The 26,339-nt window shown below is 72.3% G+C and carries 28 protein-coding genes; 14 read left to right on the top strand and 14 right to left on the bottom strand.

Annotated elements, in window-relative coordinates:
- Positions 1-76 precede the first annotated feature (76 nt).
- On the bottom strand, positions 77-970 hold the full coding sequence (locus QSJ97_RS16800; protein WP_285673135.1) for a phytanoyl-CoA dioxygenase family protein: 894 nt from the start codon (positions 968-970) through the stop codon (positions 77-79).
- Positions 961-1,722: an SDR family oxidoreductase gene (locus tag QSJ97_RS16795; RefSeq protein ID WP_285673134.1), complete on the bottom strand. Its 762-nt coding sequence runs from the start codon at positions 1,720-1,722 to the stop codon at positions 961-963. The genes QSJ97_RS16800 and QSJ97_RS16795 overlap by 10 nt, the downstream gene beginning before the upstream one ends.
- Positions 1,723-1,887: 165 nt before the next feature.
- Between QSJ97_RS16795 and QSJ97_RS16790 the strand changes: the two genes are divergently transcribed.
- Together QSJ97_RS16790 and QSJ97_RS16785 are read left to right on the top strand one after the other, a co-directional pair.
- Positions 1,888-2,925 carry an L-idonate 5-dehydrogenase gene (locus QSJ97_RS16790; RefSeq protein ID WP_285673133.1) on the top strand — a complete coding sequence of 346 codons (1,038 nt, stop codon included), beginning with the start codon at positions 1,888-1,890 and terminating at the stop codon, positions 2,923-2,925.
- On the top strand, positions 2,919-3,863 hold the full coding sequence (locus tag QSJ97_RS16785; protein ID WP_285673132.1) for a sugar kinase: 945 nt from the start codon (positions 2,919-2,921) through the stop codon (positions 3,861-3,863). The genes QSJ97_RS16790 and QSJ97_RS16785 overlap by 7 nt, the downstream gene beginning before the upstream one ends.
- Before the next feature lie 282 nt (positions 3,864-4,145).
- Here QSJ97_RS16785 and QSJ97_RS16780 read toward each other — a convergent pair whose 3' ends face one another.
- Positions 4,146-5,051 carry a LysR family transcriptional regulator gene (locus tag QSJ97_RS16780; protein WP_285673131.1) on the bottom strand — a complete coding sequence of 302 codons (906 nt, stop codon included), beginning with the start codon at positions 5,049-5,051 and terminating at the stop codon, positions 4,146-4,148.
- A gap of 127 nt (positions 5,052-5,178) precedes the next feature.
- Between QSJ97_RS16780 and QSJ97_RS16775 the strand changes: the two genes are divergently transcribed.
- Together QSJ97_RS16775 and QSJ97_RS16770 are read left to right on the top strand one after the other, a co-directional pair.
- Positions 5,179-5,820, top strand: coding sequence for a pyridoxamine 5'-phosphate oxidase family protein (locus tag QSJ97_RS16775; RefSeq protein ID WP_285673130.1), 642 nt, complete (start codon positions 5,179-5,181; stop codon positions 5,818-5,820).
- 138 nt (positions 5,821-5,958) lie between these two features.
- Positions 5,959-6,945, top strand: a complete 987-nt coding sequence (locus QSJ97_RS16770; RefSeq protein WP_285673129.1) for an alpha/beta fold hydrolase — start codon at positions 5,959-5,961, stop codon at positions 6,943-6,945.
- 109 nt (positions 6,946-7,054) lie between these two features.
- Here the strand turns inward: QSJ97_RS16770 and urtE are convergent, their stop codons facing one another.
- The 5 genes from urtE to urtA all read right to left on the bottom strand — a co-directional run bounded on the left by urtE (position 7,055) and on the right by urtA (position 12,690).
- Complete coding sequence (gene urtE / locus QSJ97_RS16765; RefSeq protein ID WP_285673128.1) at positions 7,055-7,750, bottom strand: urea ABC transporter ATP-binding subunit UrtE; 696 nt, start codon at positions 7,748-7,750, stop codon at positions 7,055-7,057.
- Positions 7,751-7,753: 3 nt separating this feature from the next.
- The gene (gene urtD / locus QSJ97_RS16760; RefSeq protein WP_285673127.1) at positions 7,754-8,503 is read right to left on the bottom strand and encodes an urea ABC transporter ATP-binding protein UrtD; all 750 of its coding nucleotides are present in this window, start codon (positions 8,501-8,503) and stop codon (positions 7,754-7,756) included.
- A 4-nt stretch (positions 8,504-8,507) separates the two neighbouring features.
- Entirely contained in the window at positions 8,508-9,629 is a 1,122-nt protein-coding gene (urtC, locus tag QSJ97_RS16755) for an urea ABC transporter permease subunit UrtC (RefSeq protein ID WP_285673126.1), read from the bottom strand.
- Positions 9,630-9,695: 66 nt separating this feature from the next.
- Entirely contained in the window at positions 9,696-11,312 is a 1,617-nt protein-coding gene (gene urtB / locus QSJ97_RS16750) for an urea ABC transporter permease subunit UrtB (RefSeq protein ID WP_285673124.1), read from the bottom strand.
- Positions 11,313-11,397: 85 nt separating this feature from the next.
- On the bottom strand, positions 11,398-12,690 hold the full coding sequence (gene urtA / locus QSJ97_RS16745; RefSeq protein ID WP_285673123.1) for an urea ABC transporter substrate-binding protein: 1,293 nt from the start codon (positions 12,688-12,690) through the stop codon (positions 11,398-11,400).
- 434 nt (positions 12,691-13,124) lie between these two features.
- Between urtA and QSJ97_RS16740 the strand changes: the two genes are divergently transcribed.
- From QSJ97_RS16740 to ureG, 8 genes are all read left to right on the top strand, one after another.
- Positions 13,125-13,973, top strand: coding sequence for an urease accessory protein UreD (locus QSJ97_RS16740; protein WP_285673121.1), 849 nt, complete (start codon positions 13,125-13,127; stop codon positions 13,971-13,973).
- A 3-nt stretch (positions 13,974-13,976) separates the two neighbouring features.
- Positions 13,977-14,279 (top strand): urease subunit gamma, encoded by a 303-nt coding sequence (locus QSJ97_RS16735; protein WP_285673120.1) that lies wholly within the window; start codon positions 13,977-13,979, stop codon positions 14,277-14,279.
- Positions 14,280-14,380: 101 nt separating this feature from the next.
- Positions 14,381-14,686, top strand: a complete 306-nt coding sequence (locus QSJ97_RS16730; protein WP_285673119.1) for an urease subunit beta — start codon at positions 14,381-14,383, stop codon at positions 14,684-14,686.
- A complete protein-coding gene (gene ureC, locus QSJ97_RS16725) occupies positions 14,686-16,395 on the top strand; it encodes an urease subunit alpha (protein ID WP_285673118.1) in 1,710 nt (569 codons plus the stop codon). Before QSJ97_RS16730 ends, ureC begins: the two co-directional genes overlap by 1 nt.
- Positions 16,396-16,406: 11 nt before the next feature.
- Complete coding sequence (locus QSJ97_RS16720; RefSeq protein WP_434220928.1) at positions 16,407-16,940, top strand: urease accessory protein UreE; 534 nt, start codon at positions 16,407-16,409, stop codon at positions 16,938-16,940.
- Positions 16,927-17,208, top strand: a complete 282-nt coding sequence (locus QSJ97_RS16715) for a YrhK family protein (protein WP_285673117.1) — start codon at positions 16,927-16,929, stop codon at positions 17,206-17,208. Before QSJ97_RS16720 ends, QSJ97_RS16715 begins: the two co-directional genes overlap by 14 nt.
- Entirely contained in the window at positions 17,205-17,873 is a 669-nt protein-coding gene (locus QSJ97_RS16710) for an urease accessory protein UreF (protein ID WP_285673116.1), read from the top strand. Before QSJ97_RS16715 ends, QSJ97_RS16710 begins: the two co-directional genes overlap by 4 nt.
- Entirely contained in the window at positions 17,870-18,493 is a 624-nt protein-coding gene (gene ureG / locus QSJ97_RS16705; protein WP_285673115.1) for an urease accessory protein UreG, read from the top strand. The genes QSJ97_RS16710 and ureG overlap by 4 nt, the downstream gene beginning before the upstream one ends.
- A gap of 51 nt (positions 18,494-18,544) precedes the next feature.
- Here the strand turns inward: ureG and QSJ97_RS16700 are convergent, their stop codons facing one another.
- Positions 18,545-19,477 carry a TatD family hydrolase gene (locus QSJ97_RS16700; RefSeq protein WP_285673113.1) on the bottom strand — a complete coding sequence of 311 codons (933 nt, stop codon included), beginning with the start codon at positions 19,475-19,477 and terminating at the stop codon, positions 18,545-18,547.
- Positions 19,474-20,211 (bottom strand): EboA domain-containing protein, encoded by a 738-nt coding sequence (locus QSJ97_RS16695; protein ID WP_285673112.1) that lies wholly within the window; start codon positions 20,209-20,211, stop codon positions 19,474-19,476. Before QSJ97_RS16695 ends, QSJ97_RS16700 begins: the two co-directional genes overlap by 4 nt.
- 108 nt (positions 20,212-20,319) lie before the next feature.
- Here QSJ97_RS16695 and QSJ97_RS16690 point away from each other — a divergent pair, with 108 nt between their 5' ends.
- Positions 20,320-21,717: an alkaline phosphatase family protein gene (locus QSJ97_RS16690; RefSeq protein WP_285673110.1), complete on the top strand. Its 1,398-nt coding sequence runs from the start codon at positions 20,320-20,322 to the stop codon at positions 21,715-21,717.
- A gap of 18 nt (positions 21,718-21,735) precedes the next feature.
- Here the strand turns inward: QSJ97_RS16690 and QSJ97_RS16685 are convergent, their stop codons facing one another.
- Genes QSJ97_RS16685 through QSJ97_RS16675 form a run of 3 tightly spaced genes read right to left on the bottom strand, consistent with a single transcriptional unit; the run spans position 21,736 to position 24,994 of the window.
- The gene (locus QSJ97_RS16685) at positions 21,736-22,590 is read right to left on the bottom strand and encodes a UbiA family prenyltransferase (protein WP_285673109.1); all 855 of its coding nucleotides are present in this window, start codon (positions 22,588-22,590) and stop codon (positions 21,736-21,738) included.
- On the bottom strand, positions 22,587-23,789 hold the full coding sequence (eboE, locus tag QSJ97_RS16680; protein ID WP_285673108.1) for a metabolite traffic protein EboE: 1,203 nt from the start codon (positions 23,787-23,789) through the stop codon (positions 22,587-22,589). Before eboE ends, QSJ97_RS16685 begins: the two co-directional genes overlap by 4 nt.
- Complete coding sequence (locus QSJ97_RS16675) at positions 23,789-24,994, bottom strand: 3-dehydroquinate synthase (RefSeq protein WP_285673106.1); 1,206 nt, start codon at positions 24,992-24,994, stop codon at positions 23,789-23,791. Before QSJ97_RS16675 ends, eboE begins: the two co-directional genes overlap by 1 nt.
- A 106-nt stretch (positions 24,995-25,100) precedes the next feature.
- Between QSJ97_RS16675 and QSJ97_RS16670 the strand changes: the two genes are divergently transcribed.
- On the top strand, positions 25,101-25,454 hold the full coding sequence (locus QSJ97_RS16670; RefSeq protein WP_285673105.1) for a transmembrane 220 family protein: 354 nt from the start codon (positions 25,101-25,103) through the stop codon (positions 25,452-25,454).
- Positions 25,455-25,461: 7 nt separating this feature from the next.
- On the opposite strand, the gene QSJ97_RS16665 is transcribed toward QSJ97_RS16670, so the two are convergent.
- Complete coding sequence (locus QSJ97_RS16665) at positions 25,462-26,205, bottom strand: tetratricopeptide repeat protein (RefSeq protein ID WP_285673104.1); 744 nt, start codon at positions 26,203-26,205, stop codon at positions 25,462-25,464.
- Positions 26,206-26,339 lie beyond the last annotated feature (134 nt).

The following is a 26,339-nucleotide window of genomic DNA, read 5'->3' as shown; positions in this document are numbered from 1 at the left end:
CTGGCCCTCCCTGGCCGGTGGTCCCGGCCGCGGGCGCGCCGCGGCCCTCCGGTTAGGTGCTTGCTGGCCCCCGCCCTCAGGCGAAGGCGCTCTTCGCCCCGGCCGAGGCCTGGGTCCGGAAGATCGAGGAGATGTCCGGCGCCGGCGGCAGCGGCATCTCCACCGGCACCGGTTCGAGGCGCGGCGCGAGGCAGGGGCTGCCGGTGATCATGCGCTCCTGCAGGTCGTCCCAGAAGCCGCGCTGGCCGAGCGCGTGGAAATAGGAATTGGCGCCGAGGATCGGCCAGGCATCGCCTTTGGCGATCTCGTAGAACAGGATCCTGCGCGCCCGGTCGCTGCGGTTCGGCGCCGAGCCGTGCAGGAGGCGCGCATGGTGCACGGTCATCGCGCCGGCCGGGCCGGTCAGCGTCACCGCGCGGTCGCGCTCGAACAGCGGGTCGTCCGGGTCGATGGCGCCGCAGAAGACGCCGTTCTGGCGATGGCTCAGCACCGGGCCGCGATGCGTGCCGGGGATCACCATCAGCGGGCCGTTGGCCGCGTCGACATCCTCGAGCATCAGGCCGAAGGCCAGCAGGTCGTCGTTGGTGTGGGGGTAGAAGGCCCAGTCCTGGTGCCATTCCACCGCCGCGCCGCCGCCGGGCGCCTTGGTGTTGAGCTTGGAGGTGAGCAGCGCGGTGTCCGGGCCGAGCAGGTCGCCGAGCACCTCGGTCATGCGCGAGTTGCGCAGCACCTCCCAGAAATAGGGGTCGCGCCGGTGCGGCAGCTTGATCCGGGTCAGGCGGGGGCTGTCCGGCCCGTGGCCGGCGTCGAGATCATAGACCTCGTCGCTCTCGGTCACGCCGCGCGAGCGCTCGATCAGCCCCGCCGTGATCTCGCGCAGCCGCGCCAGCTGCTCCGGGCTGACGGCGTTCTCCACCAGGAGATAGCCGTTCTCGGCATAGAAGCGCTTCTGCTCTTCGCTCAGAGACATGCGGTGATCCCTCCATCCACGTAGAGGACATGGCCGTTGACGAAATCCGAGGCCGGCGAGGCGAGGAAGACGCAGGCGCCGGTCAGGTCCTCCACCTTGCCCCAGCGCCCGGCCGGGGTGCGCTTGCGGAGCCAGCCGGAGAATTCGGCATCGGCGACCAGCGGCGCGGTCAGCTCGGTCTCGAAATAGCCCGGCGCGATGGCGTTGCAGTTGAGCCCCTTCGGCGCCCAGTCGGTCGCCATGCCCTTGGTGAAATTGGCCACCGCCCCCTTCGAGGCGCAATAGGGCGCGATGCCGGGGCGCGACAGCGCGGACTGCACGCTGGCTATGTTGATCATCTTGCCGCGGCCGCGGGGGATCATGTGGCGCGCCACCGCGCGGCTGACATGGAAGATCGAGGCGACATTGGTCGCCATGATCCGGTCGAACTGCTCGGGCGGGAAATCCTCGAGCGGCGAGCGATGGGTCATCCCGGCATTGTTGACGAGGATGTCGATCGGCCCCTGCGCCGCCTCGTGGCCGTCGATGGCGGCGGCGGCGGCGGCGCCGTCGGTCACGTCGAAGGGCAGCTCCCGCACCTCGGCGCCCTCGCCGCGCAGCGCCTCGGCGGCGGCGGCCAGCTTCTCGCGGTTGCGCCCGTTCAGCACCAGCCGCGCGCCATGCGCCGCCAGTCCGCGCGCGAGGCTGAAGCCGATGCCCGTGGACGAGCCGGTGACGAGGGCGGTCCGCCCCCCGAGATCGAACAGCTGCATGTGCCTCCCCAGATATGCTTGCCGCCCGGGTGCCGTGAGCGTCCGGGCGAGGCCGGTCGTTCTCCGCAAAGGCTGCGTTGTGCCGGCCGCACAAAATGGTATACCATTTACCGAAGCATGCAAGAGCCCTCGGACAGAAAGCCGACCGGGCCGGCGGGAGGGAACATGAAGGCACTCTATGTCCACGGGGCCAGGGATCTGCGCCTGGCCGACTGCACGGCAGAGCCGCCGGGGCCGGGGCAGCTGCGCATCCGCATGGCGCGCGGCGGGATCTGCGGCTCCGACCTGCACTACTATGCCCATGGCGGCTTCGGCCCGGTGCGCCTGCGCGAGCCGATGATCCTCGGCCACGAGGTCGCCGGCCATGTCGAGGCGCTGGGCGCGGGGGTGACGGGCTTCGCCGAGGGCGATCTCGTCGCGGTCTCGCCCTCGCGGCCCTGCGGCGCCTGTCGCCAGTGTCTCGCGGGACTGCCGAATCACTGCCTCGAGATGCGGTTCTACGGCTCCGCCATGCCGATGCCGCACATACAGGGCGCCTTCCGAGAGGTGCTGGTGGCCGAGGCCGCGCAATGCGTGCGCGCCGAGGGGCTGACCGCCGCCGAGGCCGCCATGGCCGAGCCGCTGGCGGTGGGGCTGCATGCGGTGAACCGGGCCGGGCCGATGCTCGGCCGGCGCGTGCTGGTGACCGGCTGCGGCCCGATCGGGGTGCTGGCGATCATGGCGGCGCGCGCCGCCGGCGCCGGCGAGATCGTCGCCACCGACATCGCCGCCGGGGTGCTCTCCTTCGCCGCCGCGGCGGGCGCCGCACGGGTGCACGACACCGCGAGCGACCCGGAGGCGCTGGCCGACGACTGCGCGGGCAAGGGCAGCTTCGACGTGCTGCTCGAATGCTCCGGCGCGGCGCCGGCGCTGGCCCTCGGCATCGCGGCGCTGCGCCCGCGCGGCGTGGCGGTGCAGCTCGGCCTCTCGGGGGATCTCCCGGTGCCGATGATGCAGCTCACCGCCAAGGAGATCGAGCTCCGCGGCTCGTTCCGCTTCCATCCCGAGTTTGCCACCGCGGTCGCCCTGATGCAGGCGCGGCGGATCGATGTCGGCCCGCTGCTGACCCACAGCTTCCCGCTCGCCGAGCATGGCGCCGCCTTCGAGACCGCGCTCGACCGCAGCCGCGCGATGAAGGTGCAGCTGGATTTCGTGCCATGCTGAGCGCGGGGGGTACGGGGGGCACGGGGCGCGCGGGGGGCAGCCTGCTCAGCATCGGCGAGTGCATGGTGGAGATGGCGCCGGCGGAGGGCGGGCTGTTCCGCATGGGCTATGCGGGGGACAGCTTCAACACCGCCTGGTATGCCCGGCGCCTGCTGCCGGCGAACTGGCAGGTGGGCTATGCCACCGCGGTGGGCGACGATGCGGTCTCCGCCGCCATGCTCGGCTTCATCGAGGGCGAGGGGGTCGATACCGCCGCGGTCCGCCGCCTGCCCGGCTGCACGGTGGGGCTCTACATGATCTCGCTCGACCGCGGCGAGCGCAGCTTCGCCTACTGGCGCGGGCAGTCGGCGGCGCGCCGGCTCGCCGAGGACCCGGACTGGCTCGACCGGGTGCTGGCCGGGCGAGATCTGCTGTTCTTCACCGGGATCACCCTGGCGGTGCTGCCGCCGGAGGGGCGCGCGGCGCTGGCCGCGGCGCTCGGCCGGGCGCGGGCGGCGGGGGCGCGGGTCGCCTTCGACACCAATCTGCGGCCGCGGCTCTGGGAGGACGAGGCGGCGATGAAGGCGGGGCTCGCCCTCGGCGCCGGCGTGGCCGACATCGTGCTGCCCTCCTTCGACGAGGAGCAGGGGCTGTTCGGCGATGCCGCGCCGCGGGAGACGGTGGCGCGCTACCGCGATCTCGGGGCGGGGACCGTCGCGGTGAAGAACGGGCAGGCGCCGGTCACGCTCTGGTCGGCCGAGACCGGGGCGGCGGAGGTCAGCCCGCCCGCGGTGGCAGCGGTGGTGGACAGCACCGCGGCCGGCGACAGCTTCGATGCCGGGCTGCTGGCGGCACTGCTCACCGGCGCCGATCTCGAGACGGCGGCGATGCGCGCGGCGGATCTCGCCGCCCGGGTGATCGGGCGCCGCGGCGCGCTGGCCGCCGACCTGTTCGCCTGAACCGCCCCGGCGGCCGCTCCCGCGCGGCGGGCGCCGGTGGACGCATGGTCGCGCTGGGCCCCCCGCGATCGGGCGCGCCGCAGCATTCCCGGCATTCGTCCGGATCGCCCGGGCGTCCGGGGCATGGCCGTCGTCGGCGGCGGGCGAGGTGTTGCCGGGGCCGTCCGACGCGCCGCTGCCATGCCCCGTCTCCGGCAACGGGGTGGGGCCTCTCGGGCAGGGCTCGCGTGAGGCTCCGGCGGAGCGGCCATGCCGGCAGGCGTTCCGGCAGGCGGGCGCGGCTCAGGCGGCCCAGCCGGCTGCCTCGGCGCGCAGCGCGCGGGCGGCATGGTCGACGAAGGCGCGGATCTTGGCGGCGCGCAGCGGTCCCTCGGCATGCACCAGATGCACCGGCAGGCGGCGGTCCTCGAAGCCGGGCAGCAGCTCGACCAGCCGGCCATCGGCCAGCGCATCCGCGACCTGGTAGGACAGCACCCGGGTGATCGCCCAGCCATCCAGCGCCGCATCGATCGCCACGTCGAGGCTGTTGGCCATCAGCGCCGGGCCGACCGCCACGCTCCGGCGCCGCGGGCCGGCGACGAAGCTCCAGGGCTCGTCGCCGGTGCCGGGGCTGGCCGCGGCGATGCGGTGGGCGGCGAGCTCCTCGGGCGCCGCCGGCCGGCCATGCGCCGCGACATAGGCCGGCGAGGCCACCACCACGCGCCGCACCGCGCCGACCCGCGCCGCGGTGAGGCTCGATTCGGCCAGCTCCCCCACCCGGACCGCGACGTCGAGCCCCTCCTCGATCAGGTTCACGATGCGGTCGACGAAGACCGCCCGGGCGCTCACCTGCGGGTGCCGGTCGGTGAAGCTGCGCAGCAGCGGCGCGACATAGCGCCGGCCGAAGATCACCGGCGCGGTGACCGAGAGCAGCCCCTGCGGCGCCGCATGCGCGCCGGCCGCCGCGGCCTCGGCCCGGGCGAGGTCCTCGAGCACCCCGCGGGCGTCGCGGAACAGCCGCTCGCCGGCCTCGGTCAGCGCCACCTGCCGCGTGGTGCGCGAGAACAGCCGCGTGCCGATCCGCGCCTCGAGCCCGGCGACCAGGCGCGTCACCGTCGGCGCCGAGCGGTTCAGCCGGCGCGCGGCGGCGTTGAAGCCCCCTGCCTCGGCGACCGCGACGAAAGCCTGCAACTCGGAAAACCGGTCCATACCATTTCACCAAATGAAACAATCAAGTGCATGTTACACGGATTAATCCTGCGCATGGAGTCCTCCATCTTCGCCGCACCGGCGCGGAAACCCGCGCCCGCCCAGCAACAGAGCACAGGAGGCCGCGATGGCCCGCGCCTTTGCAGAGATCGCCTTCACCCCGGCCGTCCGCGCCGCGCAGGCCCTCGCCGGGTCGGCCCGCGTCTATGACCGCTTCCTCGCGCCGGAGGCCGAGCCCGCCGACCGGCTCGGCCCGGAGGAGGCGGCCTTCATCGCCGCCCGCGACGGCTTCTACCAGGCCACCGTCTCCGAGACCGGCTGGCCCTATGTGCAGTTCCGCGGCGGCCCGCCGGGCTTTCTCAGGGTGCTCGACGACCGGACCATCGGCTATGCCGACCTGCGCGGCAACCGGCAGTATGTGAGCATCGGCAATCTCGGCGGCGACGGGCGGATCTCGCTGATCCTGATGGACTATCCCAACCGCCGCCGGCTCAAGGTGATGGGCCGGGCGCGCAGCGTCGACCTCGCCGACGACCCCGAACTGGTCGCCCGCCTCGCGGTCGAGGGCTATCCCGGCCGGCCCGAGCGGGCGGTGCTGATCGAGATCGCCGGGCTCGACTGGAACTGCCCGGCGCATATCCCGCAGCGCCTGACCATCGCCGAGCTCGAGGCGCATCTCGCCCCGGTGCGCCGGGAATTCACCCGGCTCGAGGCGGAGAACGCCTGGCTCAGGGAGCGCCTCGCGGTGCTGGAGCCCGGCGCCGGCTGAGCCCCCGTCCCCGGCCCCGGCCCCGGTTCCGCCTCCGGCTCCGGATGCGCCGTGCCCCGCCGCCCGCCCCGCGCGGGCGGCTGCGGGAGCGGTGTGCCCTTGCTGCCCTTCAGGACCTGCCCCCGAAAGGAGACCCCGATGACCCGCCTGCCCGCCATCCTGTCCCGCCTCGCCGGCGCCCCGGCTCTGGCGCTCGCCCTCGCGCTCGCGCCCGCCGCGGCGCCGGAGGCCGCCGCCGAGGACCTCCGCGCCGGAGAGGTCGCGACCCTGGTGAAATACCGCTCCGAGACCGTCGAGGGCGTCAGGATCGCCTATCGCGAGGCCGGCGACCCGGCGGACCCGGTGCTCCTGCTGCTGCACGGCTTCCCGACCTCGAGCCACATGTTCCGCGACCTGATCCCCGCCATCGCCGCGCGCTGGCACGTGATCGCGCCGGACTATCCGGGCTTCGGCGCCTCCGACATGCCGCCGGCGGCGGCGTTCGACTACAGCTTCGACACCTTCGCCCGGCTGATGACGGCGCTGCTCGACGCGAAGGGGGTGGGGCGCTACGCGGTCTATGTGATGGATTATGGCGCGCCGGTGGGCTTTCGCATGTTCGCCGCCGATCCGGCGCGGGTCTCGGCGCTGGTGATCCAGAACGGCAATGCCTATGACGAGGGCCTGCAGGCGTTCTGGGACCCGTTCCGCGCGCACTGGGCCGATCCGGGCCCCGAGACCGCGGCGCCGCTCGCCGGCTTCCTCGGCATCGAGGGCACGAAATGGCAGTATACCGCCGGCATGCAGCACCCCGACCGGGTCAGCCCGGACAACTGGTTCCACGCGCAGTACCTCCTCGACCGGCCGGGCAACCGGGAGATCCAGCTGGCGCTGTTCCGCGACTATGGCAGCAATCCGGGGCGCTATCCCGAATGGCAGGCCGCCTTCCGCGCGCACCAGCCGCCGGCGCTGCTGATGTGGGGCAGGAACGACCCGATCTTCCCCGAGGCCGGCGCGCATCCCTACCGGCAGGACCTCGATGACCTCGAGTTCCACCTGCTCGACACCGGCCATTTCGCGCTCGAGGAATACGGCGCCGAGATCGCCGGGCGCATCCTTGCCTTGAGGGACCGGATCGCCGGGTGACCGACCCCCGGCGATCCGGCCCTGGGGCCGAGGGGGCCCCTGCAGGCGGCACCATCCCCACGGTTCCGCCCGCACCCCTCGGCCCGGCGCGCGTGCCTCGCTCTCCCTGTCAAAGCGAGACCCGCGCTGCCGCCTCCTCCCGGTCGAGCCGGTCCCGCGGGCTCGCCAGGATTGCCTCGCCCCGGTCGAGCACCACCACGTCGTCGGCGAGCTCCCAGGCGAAGTCGAAATACTGCTCGACCAGAACGATCGCCATGTCGCCGCGCGAGCGCAGCAGCGAGATGGCCGCCCCGATATCCTTGATGATCGAGGGCTGGATGCCCTCCGTCGGCTCGTCGAGGATCAGGAGCTTCGGGCGCGTCACCAGCGCCCGGCCGATGGCGAGCTGCTGCTGCTGCCCGCCGGAGAGATCGCCGCCGCGCCGGCGCAGCATCTTCTTCAGCACCGGAAACAGCTCGTAGATCTCGTCCGGCACGAAGCGCTGCTCGCGCGGCAGCCCGGCAAAGCCGGTCTCGAGGTTCTCCTCCACCGTCAGCAGCGGGAAGATCTCGCGCCCCTGGGGCACGATGGCGATGCCGCGGCGGGCCCGGTCGGAGGGGCTGAGCCGGCCGATCTCGTCGCCCTCCCAGCGGATGCTGCCGCCCGAGATCCGCGCCTGGCCCATGATCGCGCGCATCAGCGAGGTCTTGCCCACGCCGTTGCGCCCGAGCACGCAGGTGATCCGCCCCGGCCGCGCCGAGAGCGAGACCGCGCGCAGCGCCTGCGCCGCGCCGTAGTGGAGGTCGAGTTCGGTCACGTCCAGCATCGCTCAGCGCCCCAGATAGCTTTCGATCACATGCGGATCGGCGCTCACATGGTCGAGCGAGCCCTCGGCCAGCACCGATCCCTCGTTGAGCACCGTCACCTTCACCCCGAGGGCGCGGACGAACTCCATGTCGTGCTCCACCACCATCACCGTGTGCTCGCCGGCGATGCGCTTCAGGAGATCGGCGGTGGCCATGGTCTCGGCATCGGTCATGCCGGCGGCGGGCTCGTCGACCAGCAGCACCTTGGGGTCCTGCGCCAGCAGCATGCCGATCTCGAGCCACTGCTTCTGGCCGTGCGAGAGGTCGGCGGCGAGGTCGTCGCGCCGCTCCTCCAGCCGGATGGTCTCGAGGATCTCCTCGATGCGGCGGGCCTCGGCGCCGGTGATCTGCGCCAGCAGCGTCTCGAAGACGCCGCGCTTGCCGGCGAGCGAGAGCAGCAGGTTGTCGGCAACCGTATGGGTCTCGAACACCGTCGGCTTCTGGAACTTGCGGCCGATGCCCATGCGGGCGATGTCGGTCTCGTCGTGCCGGGTGAGATCGATCGACTGGTCGAAGATCACGTCGCCATGATCGGGCCGGGTCTTGCCGGTGATGATGTCCATCATCGTGGTCTTGCCGGCGCCGTTCGGGCCGATCACCGCGCGCATCTCGCCGGGGGCGAGCATCAGCGACAGGCCGTTGATCGCCTTGAAGCCGTCGAAGGAGACCGAGACGTCGTCGAGATAGAGCATCGAGCCGCGTGCGAATTCCATGGTCTCACTCCGCCGGCTGGGCGCTGGCGCCGCGCCGCGCGCCGCCGCTGCGCCAGGACAACGTGCCGAAGGCCCCGAGCACGCCCTTCGGCAGGAACAGCGTCACCAGCACGAAGATCAGGCCGAGCACGAAGATCCAGATCTCCGGCACCCAGCCGGTGAGCAGCGTCTTGGCGCCGTTGACCAGGATCGCGCCCAGCACCGCGCCGAGCAGCAGCCCGCGCCCGCCGACCGCGACCCAGATGACGATCTCGATCGAGTTGGCCGGGGAGAACTCGCCGGGGTTGATGATGCCGACCTGCGGCACGTAGAGCGCGCCGGCGACGCCCGCCATCATCGCCGAGAGGGTGAAGACCATCAGCTTGTAGCCCTCGACCCGGTAGCCGAGGAAGCGCGCCCGCGCCTCGGCGTCGCGCACCGAGACCAGCACCTTGCCGGCGCGCGAGGTGGTGACCCGCCGGGCCAGCAGATAGCCGAGCCCGAGCGCCGCCGCGGAGGCCACGAAGAGCCCGGCCCGGGTCGCGTCGGAGCGCAGGTCGAAGCCGAGCACGTCGCGGAAGTCGGTCAGCCCGTTGTTGCCGCCGAAGCCCATGTCGTTGCGGAAGAAGGCGAGCATCAGCGCATAGGTCATCGCCTGGGTGATGATCGAGAGATAGACCCCGGTGACACGGCTGCGGAAGGCCAGCCAGCCGAACACGAAGGCCAGCCCCCCCGGCACCAGCAGCACCATCAGGCAGGCGAACCAGAACTGGTCGAAGCCCCACCAGAACCAGGGCAGCTCCTTCCAGTCGAGGAACACCATGAAATCCGGCAGCACCGGGTCGCCATAGACCCCGCGCGGCCCGATCTCGCGCATCAGGTGCATCCCCATGGCATAGCCGCCGAGCGCGAAGAAGGCGCCGTGGCCGAGCGAGAGGATGCCGCAATAGCCCCAGATCAGGTCGACCGAGAGCGCGAGCAGCGCATAGGTGAGGTATTTCCCGAACAGCGCCACCGCGAAGCTCGGCAGGTAGAAGTCCGAACCCGGCGCGGCGACGAGGTTGGCCATCGGCACCACGATCGCGGCCGCCACCAGCAGGGCGAGGAAGAGCTTGCTCTTCAGGTCGAGAAGCGGATCGGCTTTCATCGGGCGGGCTCCGTGCAGGGGGGCAGGGTGGTCGGCAGGGGCCTGGCGAGGGGCATCGGCATCGGCTCAGCTCTCCACGGCCCGGCCCTTGAGGGCAAAGAGCCCCCGTGGCCGGCGCTGGATGAACAGGATGATGAAGACCAGCACCAGCACCTTGGCGAGCACCGCACCGGCATAGGGCTCGAGGAACTTGTTGACGATGCCGAGGGTGAAGGCCCCGGCGAAGGCGCCCCAGAGATTGCCGACGCCGCCGAACACCACCACCATGAAGCTGTCGACGATGTAGGACTGGCCGAGGTTCGGCGAGACGTTGTCGATCTGGCTGAGCGCGACGCCGGCGAGCCCGGCGATGCCGGCCCCGAGGCCGAAGGTCAGCGCGTCGACCCAGCCCGAGCGGATGCCCATGGCCTCGGCCATGCGGCGGTTCTGCGTCACCGCGCGCATCTGCAGGCCGGCCGGCGTGCGCTTGAGGATCAGCAGCAGCAGCGCGAAGACCGCCAGCGCGAAGAGCAGGATCCAGAGCCGGTTCCAGGTGATCGTCAGCTGGCCGATCTCGAAGGCGCCGGACATCCAGTCCGGGTTGCCGACCTGCTGGTTCGTCGGCCCGAAGATCGAGCGCACGGTCTGCTGCAGGATCAGGCTGATGCCCCAGGTCGCGAGCAGCGTCTCGAGCGGGCGGCCGTGGAGATAGCGGCAGACCCCGCGCTCGATGCCGACCCCGACCGCGCCGGCCACCAGGAAGGCGAGCGGCGCCGCGATCAGCAGCGAGACCTCGAACAGCCCCGGCGCGAAGCTGCGGATCAGCTCCTGCACCGCGAAGGTGGTGTAGGCGCCCAGCATCACCAGCTCGCCATGGGCCATGTTGATGACCCCCATCACCCCGAACGAGATCGCCAGCCCGATGGCGGCGAGCATCAGCACCGAGCCGAGCGAGAGCCCGTACCAGACGTTCTGCACCGCGCCCCAGGCCGCGCGGGCCTGCTCGATGCGGTCGAGCGCATCGGCGGCGGCGGCGGCCACCGCCGGCTCGTCGCTGGTGGTGGCGGCGGTGATGATCGACAGCACCTGCGGGTCGTTGCGCCCGGCGAGCTGCGCGATCGCGGCGACCTTCTCCGCCGTGGGCCGCGCGGCGTTCAGCACCGCGGCGGCGCGGGCATCCATGAAGGCGGTGCGCACCTCCGGGTCGGTCTCGGTCTCCAGCGCCGCGTCGAGCGCCTCGATCTGCTCCGGGTCGCCGGTCTTCAGCACCGAGGCGGCGGCGGCGAGCCGGCGCGCCCGGTCGGGGCTCGCCAGCGTCAGCTGGCCGAGCGCCGCGGCGATCGCCCGGCGCAGCTTGTTGTTGACCCTGATCTTGCTCGCGGCGCGGGACGAGATCTCGCCGATCTCGGCGCCGGTCAGCGGGTCGAAGGCGGTGTGGGTCCGGCCCTCGCGGACCACGCGGACGATCTGCCCGCCATCCTTCATCTGGCGCAGATCCCCCTCGGCCAGCGCCTCGAGCAGCGCCACGGCGCGGTCGTCGCCGGTCCCGGCGATGGCGGTCACCACCGCGGCGCGCTCGTCATAGCCGCCCTCGGGCAGCTCGGCGAGCAGCGTCTCGAGGCTCGCGGCGCGGGCCGGCAGCAGGCTGCCTGCGGCGATGAAGACGGCAATGGTCGCGGCGGCCAGCAGGAAACGGAGCAGCATGGGTCAGGGCCTCGTGCGGGGGGATCTCGGCGTCGGGCGGGGGTGGCGGGGGCCCGTGGGCCCCCGCCGGGCTCAGGTGATCGGATCAGTTGGCGGCGCTGCTGCAGGTGCCCGTCGCGGTGTTGAAGTTCCCGCAGGACATCGGCGCGCGCCAGTCGGAGATCAGGTCCTTGCTGTCCGGCAGGTAGTCGGACCAGGCATCGCCGACGACGAGGCCCGAGGTCTCCCAGACGGTCTCGAACTGGCCGTCGTCCTGGATCTCGCCCACCAGCACCGGCTTGGTGATGTGGTGGTTCGGCATCATCGCCGAATAGCCGCCGGTGAGGTTCGGCACGGTGACGCCGACGATGGCGTCGATCACCGCGTCGGGATCGGTGGTGCCGGCCTTCTCGACCGCCTCGACCCACATCTGGAAGCCGATGTAGTGGGCCTCCATCGGGTCGTTGGTCACGCGGGTCTCGTCGCCGATATAGGCGTGCCAGGCCTCGATGAACGCGTCATTGGCCTCGGCCTCGGCCGACATGAAGTAGTTCCAGGCCGCGAGATGGCCGACCAGTGGCGCGGTGTCGAGGCCGGCAAGCTCCTCCTCGCCCACCGAGAAGGCGACCACGGGGATGTCCTGCGCCTCGATGCCCTGGTTGCCGAGCTCCTTGTAGAACGGCACGTTGGCATCGCCGTTGATGGTCGAGACCACCGCGGTCTTCTTGCCGGCCGAGCCGAAGGCCTTGATGTCGGCGACGATGGTCTGCCAGTCCGAGTGGCCGAACGGCGTGTAGTTGACCATGATGTCCTCCGCGGCGACGCCGTGGGACTTCAGATAGGCCTCGAGGATCTTGTTGGTGGTGCGCGGGTAGACATAGTCGGTGCCGGCCAGCACCCAGCGCTCCACGCCTTCCTCCTGCATCAGGTAGTCGACCGCCGGGATCGCCTGCTGGTTCGGCGCGGCGCCGGTGTAGAACACGTTGCGCTGGCTCTCCTCGCCCTCGTACTGCACGGGGTAGAACAGCAGCGAGTTCAGCTCCTCGAAGACCGGCAGCACGGATTTGCGCGACACCGAGGTCCAGCAGCCGAACACCGCCGAGACGCCGTTGACCTCGATCAGCTCGCGCGCCTTCTCGGCGAACAGCGGCCAGTCGGAGGCCGGATCGACCACCACCGCCTCGAGCTTCTTGCCGAGCAGCCCGCCCTTGGCGTTCTGCTGCTCGATCAGCATCAGCATGACGTCCTTCAGCGTGGTCTCCGAGATCGCCATCGTGCCCGAGAGCGAATGCAGGATGCCGACCTTGATGGTCTCCTCGGCCTTGGCGCCGGCACCGAGGCCGGCCGCGAGCGTGGCGGCCAGCGCAAGGCCCCGGATCGTGGTGTTCACTGACTTCATCTCGTCCTCCGCACGGGGGTGCGCGCCTGGCCTTCGCCCCTCGGCTTGCCGAACGCACGGGGAGCTTCCTGGCTCCGCCCCGCAACAATTCGTTGCACCCAGTGTGCGGCAGGTGCGATCTGGCCATCGCCCCGCCATCACACGCCAGCGCCGCCGGTTCGAGCACGTCACGTCCGCACCGCTCACCGGTCGGCTGGCGAGATCATTGATTCCGCAGCGCCGAAGATTCGCAAGGAAAAAAGTTAAAAAATGAGCAATTAACGAGATGTGCCTATCGCAAGTGCGATATGGTGCGGCTTCTGACTCCATAATGGGCAGGATTTGCAATTTTTCCCCGAGAGTCGGTTGCCCGCTTGCCAAGCCGGCGGCCGCGTGCTGCATATTTCGCCATGACGCTTCACCGGCCCATTCCTGCAGCAGCCGAGGCTGCCGAGATGCCCAGGGGCGCGGCTGCCGGCGCTGCGGCGCAGCCGCGCGCGATCGGCGCGGTGCGTCTCGGCGTGGCTGCCGAGGGCGGCGCCACGCGGCTCGCGCGGCTGCGCCACGAGGGCTCGGCCAAGGGCTTCTTTCCCGGCACGCCGCCGCCGCCGGGCGCGCCGCTCGAGGCGGTGCTGCTGAACACCGCGGGCGGGATCACCGGCGGCGACCGCTTCGCCGTGACCGCCGAGGCCGGGCCCGGCGCCTGGCTCTCGCTCACCACCCAGGCCGCCGAGCGGGCCTATCGCGCGCAGCCGGGCGAGACCGGGCGGCTCGAGGTCGCGCTCGCGGCCGGCCCCGGCGCGCGGATCGACTGGCTGCCGCAGGAGACCATCCTGTTCGACGGCTCCTCGCTGGCGCGGCGGCTGGTGGTGGATCTCGGCGCGGGGGCCTCGCTCCTCGCGGTCGAGCCGCTGGTCTTCGGCCGTGTCGCGATGGGCGAGCGGCTGAGCCGGATCGGCTTCTCCGACCGCTGGCAGATCCGCCGCGAGGGCCGGCTGGTCCATGCCGAGGCGCTGCGGCTCGAGGGCGATGCGATGGCGGCGCTGGCCGGCCCGGCGGCCGCCGCGGGCGCCCGGGCGGCGGCCGGGCTGGTCTGGTGCGCGGCGGATGCCGAATGCCATCTGGCGCCGCTGCGCGCATTGCTGCCGGCGGGGCCCGAGGCCACCGGCGGCGTCTCGCTGGTGCGCCCCGGCGTGCTGGCGGCGCGGCTGGTGGCGGCCGACGGCCATGCCCTCCGCCAGGCGCTGATGCCGATGATCGCGGCGCTGCGGCCCGCACCCCTGCCCAAGCTCTGGAGGCTCTGAGAGATGCAGTTCACCCCCCGCGAGCGCGAGAAGCTGCTCGTGTCGCTGGCCGCCATGGTGGCGCGCAGCCGGCTCGAGCGCGGCGTGCCGCTGAACCACCCGGAGGCGATCGCGCTGATCACCGATTTCGTCGTCGAGGGCGCGCGCGACGGGCGCAGCGTGGCCGACCTGATGGAGGCCGGCGCCCATGTCGTGACCCGCGCGCAGTGCATGGAGGGCGTGCCCGAGATGATCGCCGAGGTGCAGGTGGAGGCGACCTTCCCGGACGGCACCAAGCTGGTCACCGTGCACCGGCCGATCCGCTGAGCCGGCGCGGAGACCGACCCGATGGCAGACCGGACCGATACCCCATCCAAACCGAAACCAGACGCGGCATGCGGGCTGTTCCCCGGCCGCGGGGAGGCGCGATGATACCCGGAGAGATGTTTCCCGCCGCGGGCGAGATCGAGCTCAATGCGGGCCGCGAGGCGGTGGTGCTTGAGGTCTCCAACACCGGCGACCGGCCGGTGCAGGTGGGCTCGCACTACCACTTCTTCGAGACCAATGCGGCGCTGGCCTTCGACCGGGCGGCGGCGCGGGGCATGCGCCTCGACATCCCGGCCGGCACCGCGGTGCGCTTCGAGCCCGGCCAGCGCCGCGAGGTGCGGCTGGTGCCCTATGCCGGCGCGCGCCGGGTCTTCGGCTTCAACCAGGCCGTGATGGGAGATCTCTGATGCCCCACCGCATTCCGCGCGGCGAATACGCCGCGATGTTCGGCCCCACCACCGGCGACCGGCTGCGGCTGGCCGATACGGATCTCGTGGTCGAGGTCGAGCGCGACCACACGATCTATGGCGAGGAGGTGAAGTTCGGCGGCGGCAAGGTGATCCGCGACGGCATGGGCCAGAGCCAGGTCAGCCGCGCCGGGGGGGCGGTGGACACCGTCATCACCAATGCGCTGGTGATCGACCACAGCGGCATCTACAAGGCCGATATCGGGCTGCGCGACGGCCGCATCGCCGGCATCGGCAAGGCCGGCAACCCGGACACCCAGCCCGGCGTCGACATCGTGATCGGGCCGGGCACCGAGGCGATCGCGGCCGAGGGCCGGATCGTCACGGCCGGGGGCTTCGACAGCCATATCCACTTCATCTGCCCGCAGCAGGTCGAGCATGCGCTGCATTCCGGCATCACCACCATGCTCGGCGGCGGCACCGGCCCGGCGCATGGCACGCTGGCCACCACCTGCACGCCGGGGGCCTGGCATATCGGCCGGATGCTGCAGGCGCTCGACGGCATGCCGATGAATTTCGGCCTCTCGGGCAAGGGCAATGCCAGCCAGCCGGCGGCGCTGGTGGAGATGGTCGAGGCCGGCGCCTGCGCGATGAAGCTGCACGAGGACTGGGGCACCACCCCCGCCGCGATCGACTGCTGCCTCTCGGTGGCCGACGAGATGGACGTGCAGGTGATGATCCACACCGACACGCTCAACGAGAGCGGCTTCGTCGAGAACACCGTCGCCGCGATGAAGGGGCGGACGATCCACGCCTTCCACACCGAGGGCGCCGGCGGCGGCCATGCGCCGGACATCATCCGGATCTGCGGGCTCTCGCACGTGCTGCCCTCCTCGACCAACCCGACCCGCCCGTTCACGGTGAACACGGTCGACGAGCATCTCGACATGCTGATGGTCTGCCACCACCTCGACAAGGCGATCCCCGAGGATGTCGCCTTTGCCGAGAGCCGGATCCGGCGCGAGACCATCGCCGCCGAGGACATCCTGCACGACATGGGGGCGTTCTCGATCATCGCCTCCGACAGCCAGGCCATGGGCCGCATCGGCGAGGTGGTGATCCGCACCTGGCAGACCGCGCACAAGATGAAGCTGCAGCGCGGGCGTCTGCCCGAGGAGACCGGCGAGAACGACAATCTCCGGGTGCGCCGCTACATCGCGAAATACACCATCAACCCGGCGATCGCCCATGGCATGGCGGGGGAGATCGGCTCGGTCGAGATCGGCAAGCGGGCGGATCTGGCGATCTGGTCGCCGGCCTTCTTCGGGGTCAAGCCGGAGATGGTGCTGCTCGGCGGCAGCATCGTCATGGCGCAGATGGGCGATCCGAACGCCTCGATCCCGACGCCGCAGCCGGTCTGGTCGCGGAAGATGTTCGCGGGCTTCGGGCGCAGCGTCGCGGCCTCCTCGGTCAGCTTCGTCTCGGCGGCGGCGCAGGCGGCGGGGATCGGCGAGGCGCTGGGGCTGGAGAAGGCCACGGTGGCGGTGGCCGGGACCCGCGCGATCTCGAAGGCGGACATGCTGCTGAACGCCGCGCTGCCGGAAATCGAGGTGCATCCCGAAACCTACGAGGTGCGCGCCGATGGCGAGCTGCTAACCTGTGCGCCGCTCGAGGTGCTGCCGATGGCGCAGCGCTATTTCATGTATTGATGGAGGCGGAGATGAATCTGATGCAGGAGATCGGCAGGCTCGTCGCCCATGCGGCGCGGCCGGCCGAGCCCGGCGACCCGGCGCCGGCCGGCGAGGTCGAGCTGGGCTACGAGGCGCGCTACCTGCGCCGGCGCTCGCTGGATCTGGCCGACGGGCGCAGCCTGCTGGTGGATCTGCCGGAGCCGGTCTCGCTGCGCGACGGCGACCGGCTGGTGCTCGCGGGCGGCGGGCAGATCGCGGTGCGCGCGGCGCCGGAGCCGCTGGCCGAGATCGCGGCGGAGGGCGCCCGGCTGGCGCGGCTGGCCTGGCATGTCGGCAACCGGCACACCCCGGCCCAGGTGCTCGAGGGGCGGCTCCGGGTGCAGCGCGACCATGTGCTTGAGGACATGCTGGCGCGGCTCGGCGCCGCGGTGGTGCATGTCGAGGCGCCCTTCGAGCCGGAGGGCGGCGCCTATGGCCACGGGCGCACCCATGGCCACAGCCATTCGCACGACCCGCACGCCAATCCCAACGCGCATATCCCGCATCGCCATGACCCTGTTTGACCCCGCCGCGCACGCGCGCAGCCCGCGCCATGCCCGGATCTACGCGGCCTACGAGATCGCGCATACGGTGGTGGATTTCGCCGCCGCGCTGCTGTTCCTGATCGGCAGCATCCTGTTCTTCTGGCCGGCATGGGAGACCCCGGCGGTCTGGTGCTTCGTGATCGGCAGCCTGTGCTTCGCCATGAAACCGACGATCAAGCTGCTGCGCGAGCTGAGCTATCTGCGCGCCGGGAAGATCGAGGAACTGGCGGCGCAGGAGCAGGCATGAACGGGCTCGAGCCGGCCGCGCTGGCCAAGCTCGCGACCTGGCTCTCGCCGGGCTATCCGGTGGGGGCCTTCGCCTACAGCCACGGGCTGGAATGGGCGATCGCCTCGGGGCAGGTGACGGATGCCGCCGGCACCGGGGCCTGGATGGCGGACTGCATCGCCCGCGGCTCCGGGCGCAACGACGCGATCCTGCTGGCCCATGCCTGGGCGGCGGCGGCAGACCCGGGCGGAGACCCGGCGGCGCTGGCCGGGCTGGCGGAGCTGGCCGAGGCGCTGGCGCCCGCGCAGGAGCGGCTGGCCGAGACCTCGGGCATCGGCGCTGCCTTCGCCGCGGTCACCGGCGATGCCTGGGGCGGCTCCGCGGCGCCGCTGCCCTATCCGGTCGCGGTGGGCGTGGCGGCGGCGGAGCACGGCATCCCGCGCGGGCCGGCGGTGCTGCTCTTTCTCCAGGCGATGGCGGCGAGCCTGGTCTCGGCGGCGGTGCGGCTGGTGCCGCTCGGCCAGACCGAGGGCCAGCGCATCCTCGCCGCGCTGCTGCCCGAGATCGGCGCCGTCGCGGCGGCGGCGGAGACGGCGAGCCTCGACGAGCTCGGCGGCTGCGCCTTCCTCTCCGACATCGCGGCGATGCGCCACGAGACCCAGGAAGTGAGGCTGTTCAGGACATGATCTCTCCCCACGGACCCCTCCGCGTCGGCATCGGCGGCCCCGTCGGCGCCGGCAAGACCACCCTCACCGCGGCGCTCTGCACGCTGCTGCGCGAGCGGCTTTCGGTGGCGGCGATCACCAACGACATCTACACCCGCGAGGATGCCGAGGCGCTGCTGCGGCTGCAGGCGCTGCCGGAGGACCGGATCCGCGGCGTCGAGACCGGCGGCTGCCCGCATACCGCGATCCGCGAGGATGCCTCGATCAACCTCGCCGCGGTGGCCGAGCTGCGCGCGGCGCATCCCGATCTCGAGCTGATCCTGATCGAATCGGGCGGCGACAACCTCTCCGCCACCTTCTCGCCGGAGCTGGCGGACCTGACGATCTATGTCATCGACGTGGCGGCGGGGGAGGAGATCCCGCGCAAGGGCGGGCCGGCGATCACCCGCTCGGACCTGCTGGTGATCAACAAGACCGATCTCGCGCCGCATGTCGGCGCCTCGCTCGAGGTGATGGAGCGCGACGCGACCCGGATGCGGGCCGGAAGGCCCTTCCTCTTCACCGAGCTGAGGCGCGCCGGGGCCGCGGCGCCGGTGGCGGAATTCCTGATCCGCAAGGGCGGGCTCGGGCAGGCGGCCTGAGCCGGCCGCCCGGAAACTTGCCGGCAAGTTTCTGGCGCGCCGGTAACCGGGTTACTCGATCTCCAGCTTGCCGCGCCGCGCCGCGCCGGGCGCCTCGATCACCGGCTCGCGGCCGCCGCGCAGCACCGAGTTGCCCTCGAACAGCGTGCGCTGGTCGATCGCCGGCGGGTCGAGCCAGTCGGCCTCGGCGATCTGGCCGGACTGGCCATAGGCGGCCAGCGCATTGCCGTAGCAGACCGCGCGCACGGTCTCCTCGGCGATGCCGCTCTCCAGCGCCAGCCGCGCGGTCTTGGGCACGCCGAGGCTGTCGGAGATGCCCCAGTCGCAGGCGCTGTCGACGATGATGCGCTCGCCGCCATACAGCTTCAGCAGCTCGACCATGCGCCGGTTGCCCATCTTGGTCGAGGGATAGATCGAGAAGCCGGCCCAGAAGCCGCGCTGCAGCACCTCGGCCACGGTCTCCTCGTTGTTGTGGTCGATCACCACCTTCGAGGGGTCGATGCCCATCTCCTCGCAGACATCCATCGAGCGCGAGGTGCCGCGCTTCTTGTCGCGATGCGGGGTGTGCACCATCACCGGCAGGTCGAGCTCGACGGCGAGGGCGATCTGCGCGCGGAAATAGCGGTCCTCCAGCGGCGTCTGCTCGTCATAGCCGATCTCGCCGATCGCCACGACGCCCTCCTTCAGGGCGAAGCGGGGCAGCCATTCCATCACCCCCTCGGCGAGCTCCTCGTTGTTGGCCTCCTTGGAGTTCAGCCCGATGGTGCAGTAGTGGCGGATGCCGAACTGCCCGGCGCGGAACCGCTCCCAGCCGACGATCGAGGAGAGATAGTCCACATAGGTGCCGACGAAGGTGCGCGGCTGGCCGACCCAGAAGGCCGGCTCGATCACCGCCACCACGCCGGCCGCGGCCATCGCCTCGTAGTCGTCGGTGGTGCGGGAGATCATGTGGGCGTGCGGGTCGATATACATCTCGCGGCTCATGCCGGCAGCTCCTCCATGTGGCCGCTGGCGCGGGCGCGCTCGAGCCCGGCGCGGATCTCGGGCAGCGCGGCGAAGGGCTTCACCGGGCGCCAGAGCTCCGGCGTCACCGGCCGGCCGGCGGCCCAGCGCTCCTCGGCATAGTCGATCAGGATCCGCGCGAGCTCGGGATTGGCGCGCTCGTCGAGGCCGATGATCGGCGCCAGCGGCGAGTCCACGAAGAGCGCCTTCAGCACCATGTGGTTCCAGCGGTGCTGGTCGAAATGGTCGCGCGGCCAGGGATTGTCGTGGGCGATCGCCTCGAAGACCGGGCGGAGGTTGGAGCGCAGCCCTTCGCCGACCTCGAAATCCAGCGCCTCCGGCCCGGGATAGAGCGGCAGGCCGCGATAGAGCGCGATCATCTCGGCGACATCGGCGGTGCGGCGGAGATCTTTGAAGGTCTCGGCGAAGGGGCGGCTGCCGCGGAAGCTGAGCAGCCCGAGCACCCGCGCCGCGCCGTCGAGGCTCCAGCCGCCGGGGCGCCAGCCGGGGCGCGCCGCCTCGGCCGCCGCCAGCGCCGCCGCATCGAGCGCGAGATCGCCCTTGCCGAGGCGGCGCGGCGCGAGGCCGAGAAAGATGTGCAGCGCCCGCTCCGGCGCGCCGGCGGCGAGTTCGGCAAGGCTCGCCTCGACCCAGCCGCGCTCCGCGCCCGCGCGGGCCAGCACCCAGTCGCCGAGCAGCCCGATGGCCGTTGTCATGGCCGCTGTCCTCCCCTTGGTCGTCTCTGGCGCGCAGCTTATGGGCGCCGGCATCGCGGGCCAAGTGGGCGATTGCATCGGGCGGTGAACCCTGCCTAGATCCGGTCCATGAACCGCACCCTCGTGATCCTCGTCGTCGGGCTCGCGCCGCATCTGGTCGGCCCGCACACCCCGCATCTGGCCCGGCTCGCGGCGCGCGGCGGCATGCGCCCGCTCACCACGGTGACGCCGGCGGTCACCTGCAGCGCGCAGTCCACCCTGGTCACCGGCCTCATGCCCTCGGGCCACGGCGCGGTGGCCAATGGCTGGTATTTCCGCGATCTGCGCGAGGTGCTGCTGTGGCGCCAGCCCAACAACCTCGTCGCCGGCGAGAAGATCTGGGATGCCGGCAAGGCGCGGAACCCCGAGTTCACCTGCGCCAAGATGTTCTGGTGGTACAACATGTACGCCTCGGCCGACTGGTCGGCGACGCCGCGGCCGATGTATCCCGCCGACGGGCGCAAGATCCCCGACCACTACGCCGCCCCGCACGCGCTGCACGACGAGCTCGACGCGCGGCTCGGGCGGTTCCCGCTGTTCCGCTTCTGGGGGCCGCTGGCGGACATCACCTCCTCGGACTGGATCGCGAAGGCGACGCTGCACGTGATGGAGACCCGGCGGCCGACGCTGACGCTGACCTATCTGCCGCATCTCGACTACAACCTGCAGCGGCTCGGCCCCGATCTCGGGCACCCGCGCCTGCAGGCCGACCTGCGCGAGGTCGACGCGCTCTGCGGCGAGCTGATCGAGGCGGCGGAGCGCGAGGGCCAGCGGGTGCTGGTGGTCTCGGAATACGGCATCACCAGGGCCACGGACGCGGTGCACATCAACCGGGCGCTGCGCGAGGCCGGGCTGCTGGCGGTGCGGCCCGAGGAGCACGGGCGCGAGGTGCTCGATGCCGGCGCCTCCGCCGCCTTCGCGATGGCGGACCACCAGATCGCCCATGTCTATGTCGCCGATCCGGCGCGGATCGCCGAGGTCAGGGCGCTGGTCGAGGGGCTCGCCGGCGTCGAGCAGGTCTGGGACCGCGAGGGCAAGCGCGCCAACGGGCTCGACCATCCCCGCTCCGGCGAGCTGGTGGCGGTGGCCGAGGCCGACCGCTGGTTCAGCTACTACTACTGGCTCGATGCCGAGAAGGCGCCGGATTTCGCGGCCACCGTCGATATCCACCGCAAGCCGGGCTACGACCCGGTGGAGCTCTTCGTCGATCCGGAGATCCGCTTCCCGAAGCTCGCCGCGGGCTGGAAGCTGGCGAAGCGCAAGGCCGGCTTCCGGCAGCTGCTCGACATCATCTCGCCCTCGGCGACGCATCTGGTGAAGGGCACCCATGGCCGGCTCACCGACGACCCGGCCGAGGGGCCGCTGGTGATCTCCTCCGAGCCGGATCTCATGCCCGAGGGCCCGGTGCCGGCGACCGGGTTCAAGGCGCTGACGCTCGACCACATCTTCGGGCCGGGGGTTGGCTGAGCCGGCCGGGCGCCGCGTTCAGGTGCCCGAGACCACCCGCTGCAGCGCCAGCGTCAGCAGGAAGGCCGCCGCCGCCAGCCCGGCCGCGACCGGCGCGCCGGCACCCGCCAGCAGCACCGCGTCGTAGAGCGCGATGCCGGCGATCAGCGTCACCACGCCCTTCGGCACGTCGCCCCTGGCGCGGCGGAAGAAGCGCCGCAGCGCAAGGCCCGTCACCGCGACCAGCGCCGCCAGCAGCGCCAGCGCCAGCCCGGAGCCCGCCGCCATCCACCCCGCGACCAGCAGCGGCAGCGCCAGCACCGCCAGCGGCCAGGCGCGCTCGATCCGGTCATAGGCCTCCTGCTTCGCGGCATAGGTGAGCCCGATCACATAGGCGAAGAGCCCGGCCGCGCCGAGCGCCGCATCGCCGCCGAAGCCGCCCGCCGCGATCGCCGCCAGCGCATAGCTGAGGAAGCGGGTCGCGCCCATGATCACCGGCGCCAGCGCCGTGCGCTTGTGCAGCCAGTCGTAGAGCAGCACCGTCCCGGCCAGCGCATAGCCGGCCAGCGCCACCTCGGCGCCGAGCAGCCCGGCGGTGCCGATGCCGAGCACGAGGAACAGCCCGCCGCCGGCAAACACCGTCTCGCGCGGGATCTCGCCGAGCGGGATCGGCCGGTCGGCGCGCATCGCGGCGTCGATCTCGGCGTCGAAGGCGTCGTTGAGCCACATGCCGCCGACATAGAAGAAGGTGAGCGCCAGCGCCGCCAGCGCCACCGTGCCGGCCCCGGTCCCGGCCCCGGCGCCCGCCGCCAGCACCGCGCCGGCCAGCGCATTGCTCCAGACCGTCGGCAGGTTGGAGAGCCGGCCGAGCTTGAGGAAGGTGGTCAGGGTCATGCCGTCAGCCGCTCCGTCACCCAGCGCAGCTCGCGCGCCACCGCCGCCTCGAGCCCGCCGGCCCGCAGCGGCTCGGGCAGCACGTCCCAGGTATAGGTCTCGACCTCGAGATGCGGCGAGATCGGCGCCTGCCGGTGCAGGGCGAGGATCTCGGCGAGGAAGTCCTGCGTGCTGGCGAAGGCGCCGAGATCGGCGAGGAAGACCGGAACGTGGAAATGCACCCGCCATTCCTCGCCATCGGCCTCCGCACCGCGGGCCAGCGCCGGCGCAAGATCGGTCTCGCGGCGCAGCGGGCCATTGCCGCGGCGGGAGATCACCTGGTGCAGATAGGTCGGCTCGTCGAAGGCGGCGAGCGCGGCGCGGCTCGCGGCATCGACGCTGGGGATGCGCAGCGCGGCGCTGAGCTGCAGCTTGGGGATGGCGATCCCGGCGGCGCGCAGCGCGGCGATGCTGCCGGCGGCGTCCTCGAACTCCACCGCGGCATGGCAGACATCGTAGCAGAGCCCGAGATGGCGGCGCAGCGCCGGCTCGGCCTCGGCCGGCCCCAGCCCGGAGAGCGCGGCGAAGCGGGCCAGCCCGGCGCGCGCGAAGAGGTGCTCCTCGAAGAACGCCACCGTCTCCTCGATGGTCTCGAGAAAGCAGCAGGGCTCGGGCTCGATGGCGAGCGCCACCACCCGCCCGGTCTCGCCGGCGAGGCGCGCGCAATGCGCGGCGGCGGCGAGCATGCGGCCGGCCATCTCCGCCTCGGCCCCGGCGCCGAGCGGGCGGAAGGTGCCCGGCACGGTGCTGAGGCTGACCGTCTCGCCCTCCGCCGCCAGCTCCGCCATCAGCTCGGCGAGCGCGTTGGTGTAGGCGAGCCGCGTGTCGCCGCGCCAGTCGGGCTGGTAGACATCCTCCTTCACCCGCGTGCCGTGGAACGGGCCATAGGGAAAGCCGTTGACCGTGGAGGGCCGCAGCCCGCCCTCCGCCAGCAGCGCGTTCAGCTCGGCCCGCGCCGCGGGGTCGGCGAGCTCCGACAGCGCCCGGCCGGAGATTCTGAGCCCGGCGGTGAAGGGGGCCTCCCCGGCCAGCGCCCGGGCGATGTTGCGCGTCGGCCCGGCCAGCGCCGCGCGCAGCTCCGCCCAGCTCTCGGTCGGGTGGATGTTGAGGCAGTAGGTCAGCTCGCCGAGCGGCCCGCCCGGTCCGTCAGGCAGGCGCATCAGCCGGCCTCGCGCGCGGCGAGCCAGTCCATCGCCTGCACCACCAGTGCCGGGTCGATGGCATTGACCTCGACGCCGCGGCCGAGGCCGGCGAGCAGCGTCACGGTCAGCGCGCCGCCGAGATGCTCGCGGAACTCGTCGAGCCCGTCGAGCACCGCCGGCCGGCCGCCACGCCCGGGCCGCGCCAGCGCCGGGTGCCAGATGCGCAGGCCCAGCCCCTCGAGCAGCACCGCGACGCGCTCCTCCTGGCCCGGCTCCAGCAGCCCGGCCAGCACCGAGTAGCGGGCATCGAGCGCCACCCCGATCGCCACCGCCTCGCCGTGCCGGACATGGTGGCGGGTCATCGCCTCGAGCTTGTGCGCCGACCAGTGGCCGAAATCGAGCGGCCGCGCCGAGCCGGTCTCGAACGGGTCGCCGCCATGCGCGATCTGGTGCATGTGCAGCTCCGCCGAGCGGCGGATCATGTGCTCCTCGGCGGCCGGGTCGAAGGTGGCGAGCGCGTTCACGTTGGCCTCGAGCCAGGCGAAGAAGCCCGGGTCGCGGATCAGCGCCACCTTGACCGCCTCGGAGATGCCGGAGAGCCGGTCGCGCCGCGGCAGGGCGTGCAGCAGGTCGAGATCGTTGAGCACCGCCCAGGGCGGCGCGAAGGTGCCGGTGTAGTTCTTCACGCCCTTCAGGTTGACCGCGTTCTTGACGCCGACGCCGCTGTCGTTCTGCGCCAGCACGGTGGTCGGGATGCGGACATGGCGCACGCCCCGGTGGGCGGTGGCGGCGGCGAGGCCGACGGCGTCGAGCACCGCGCCGCCGCCGATCGCGATCACGTAGGAATGCCGGTCGATCCGGTGCGCGTGGATCGCGTCCTGGATGCCCTCGATATGGGTGAGCTCGGTCTTGATCGCCTCGCCGCCGGGCACGATCACCGGCGCCGCCACCAGCTCGATCGCCGCGGCATGGGCCTCGGCATGGGCGGCGATCTCGCCGGCCAGGCCGGGCAGCGCCTCGGCGACGCCGGCATCGAGGAAGACCAGCGCGCGGTGGCGCTTGTCCGGCTCGCGCAGCGCCAGGGTCTCGGCCAGCAGCGGGTTCTCCGGCGCCAGCAGCCCGCGGGTGAAGGCGACCGGATAGGCAAAGGGCACCGAGAAGCGCTGCCACGTGATCGATGTCTCCCAGCGGTCGCGGACCGCCGGGCTGCGCTGGTCTGGCATGCTCGTCCCTCCCTCGCCCGCGTGCCAATCGACAGCGGGCGCCATATTTTGTAACGCAGCCTAGGGACGAAGCCCGCCCCGATCAACACGTCATTCCGGAGGCCCGATGCGCGCGCTCAACGGACTGCTCCTTGCCGTGCTGCTGCTGTTTGCGGCGGTGCAGTACAACGACCCCGACGGCCCGCTCTGGCTGGCGATCTACGGCACCGGCGCGCTCTGGACCGGGCTGGCGGCGCTGCGCCCGGGGCTTTCGGGGCGCCCGGCGGCGCGCGCCGGGCTGGCGCTCAGCCTCGCCGCGGCGCTGGCCGGGCTGGCCTGGTACTGGCCGGCGACGCCGGGCTGGTGGCGCCAGGAGGTCTGGTGGGAGACCGAGACGGCGCGCGAGGGCATGGGGATGATGATCGTGGTGGCGAGCCTCGCCGCGGCGGCGCTGGTCGCGTTCCGCCGCCGCGCCGCCTGAGGCCGGCTCAGTCGCGCCCGCGGCGGGCCTTCCAGCGTTCGGCGCGGGCCTCGATCTCGCCGCGCGCGCCGAGGGGCAGGGCGGCGCGCAGCGCGTCGCGGACGAGGCGCGCCTCGGCGAGCCCCAGCCCGGCGGCGAGGTGATACCAGAAATAGGCCTCCCGCGCGGATTTCGGCAGCCCGGTGCCGGCGGCATGGAGATTGCCGAGCGCGTGCATGGCGCGGGCATCGCCGCGCTCGGCCCCGGCGCGGTAGAAGGCGCCGGCGCGGGCGAGGTCCGGCGGCTGCCCGGTGCCGCTGCGCGCCAGGGCGCCGAGCGCCAGGGCCGGCTCGGTGCCGCCCCGCGCGAAGCTGCGGAACAGCCAGGCCCGCCCGGCCGCGAGATCGCGCGGCACGCCGAGGCCCCGCACCAGCATCAGGCCGTAATTGTGCATCGCCCGGGCATCGCCGCGGCGGGCCTCCCGGCGATACCAGCGCGCCGCCTGCTCCGGCTTCGCGGTCATGCCATAGCCGTAGCGGATCCGCCGCGCGGCGTGCCAGCGGTCGAACACCGCCGCCACCGCGGCGCAGGGCCGGGCCGGGCAGGGCGCGGCGCCGGCCCCCGCGGCGGGGCGGGCGGCCGGCGCGCCGGGCAGGGCGAGGACAAGAAGGGCAGTGACAAGGGCAGCGAGCGGGGCGAGGCGTGTTCCGCAGAGCGAAACGGCGATGCGTGAAGTACCGTCCGGTTTCGCGAAAATGAGATCGTCGGTCATGGATCGTTCCGCCTTTCCCGCTTGCAAAAGCCCCACGCCTCCCGCAGCCTTACCGCGCAAAATAATCGGGCCCGGCCCGAGACAAGGGAGGACAGCATGAAGAAACTGTTGGGGGCCACCTGTGCGGTGGCCTT

This window comes from Paralimibaculum aggregatum, assembly GCF_030270585.1.
Lineage (GTDB): Bacteria > Pseudomonadota > Alphaproteobacteria > Rhodobacterales > Rhodobacteraceae > Thermohalobaculum > Thermohalobaculum aggregatum.
Note: the sequence above shows the minus strand (reverse complement) of the source record. Positions and strands in the feature narration are given on the sequence as shown.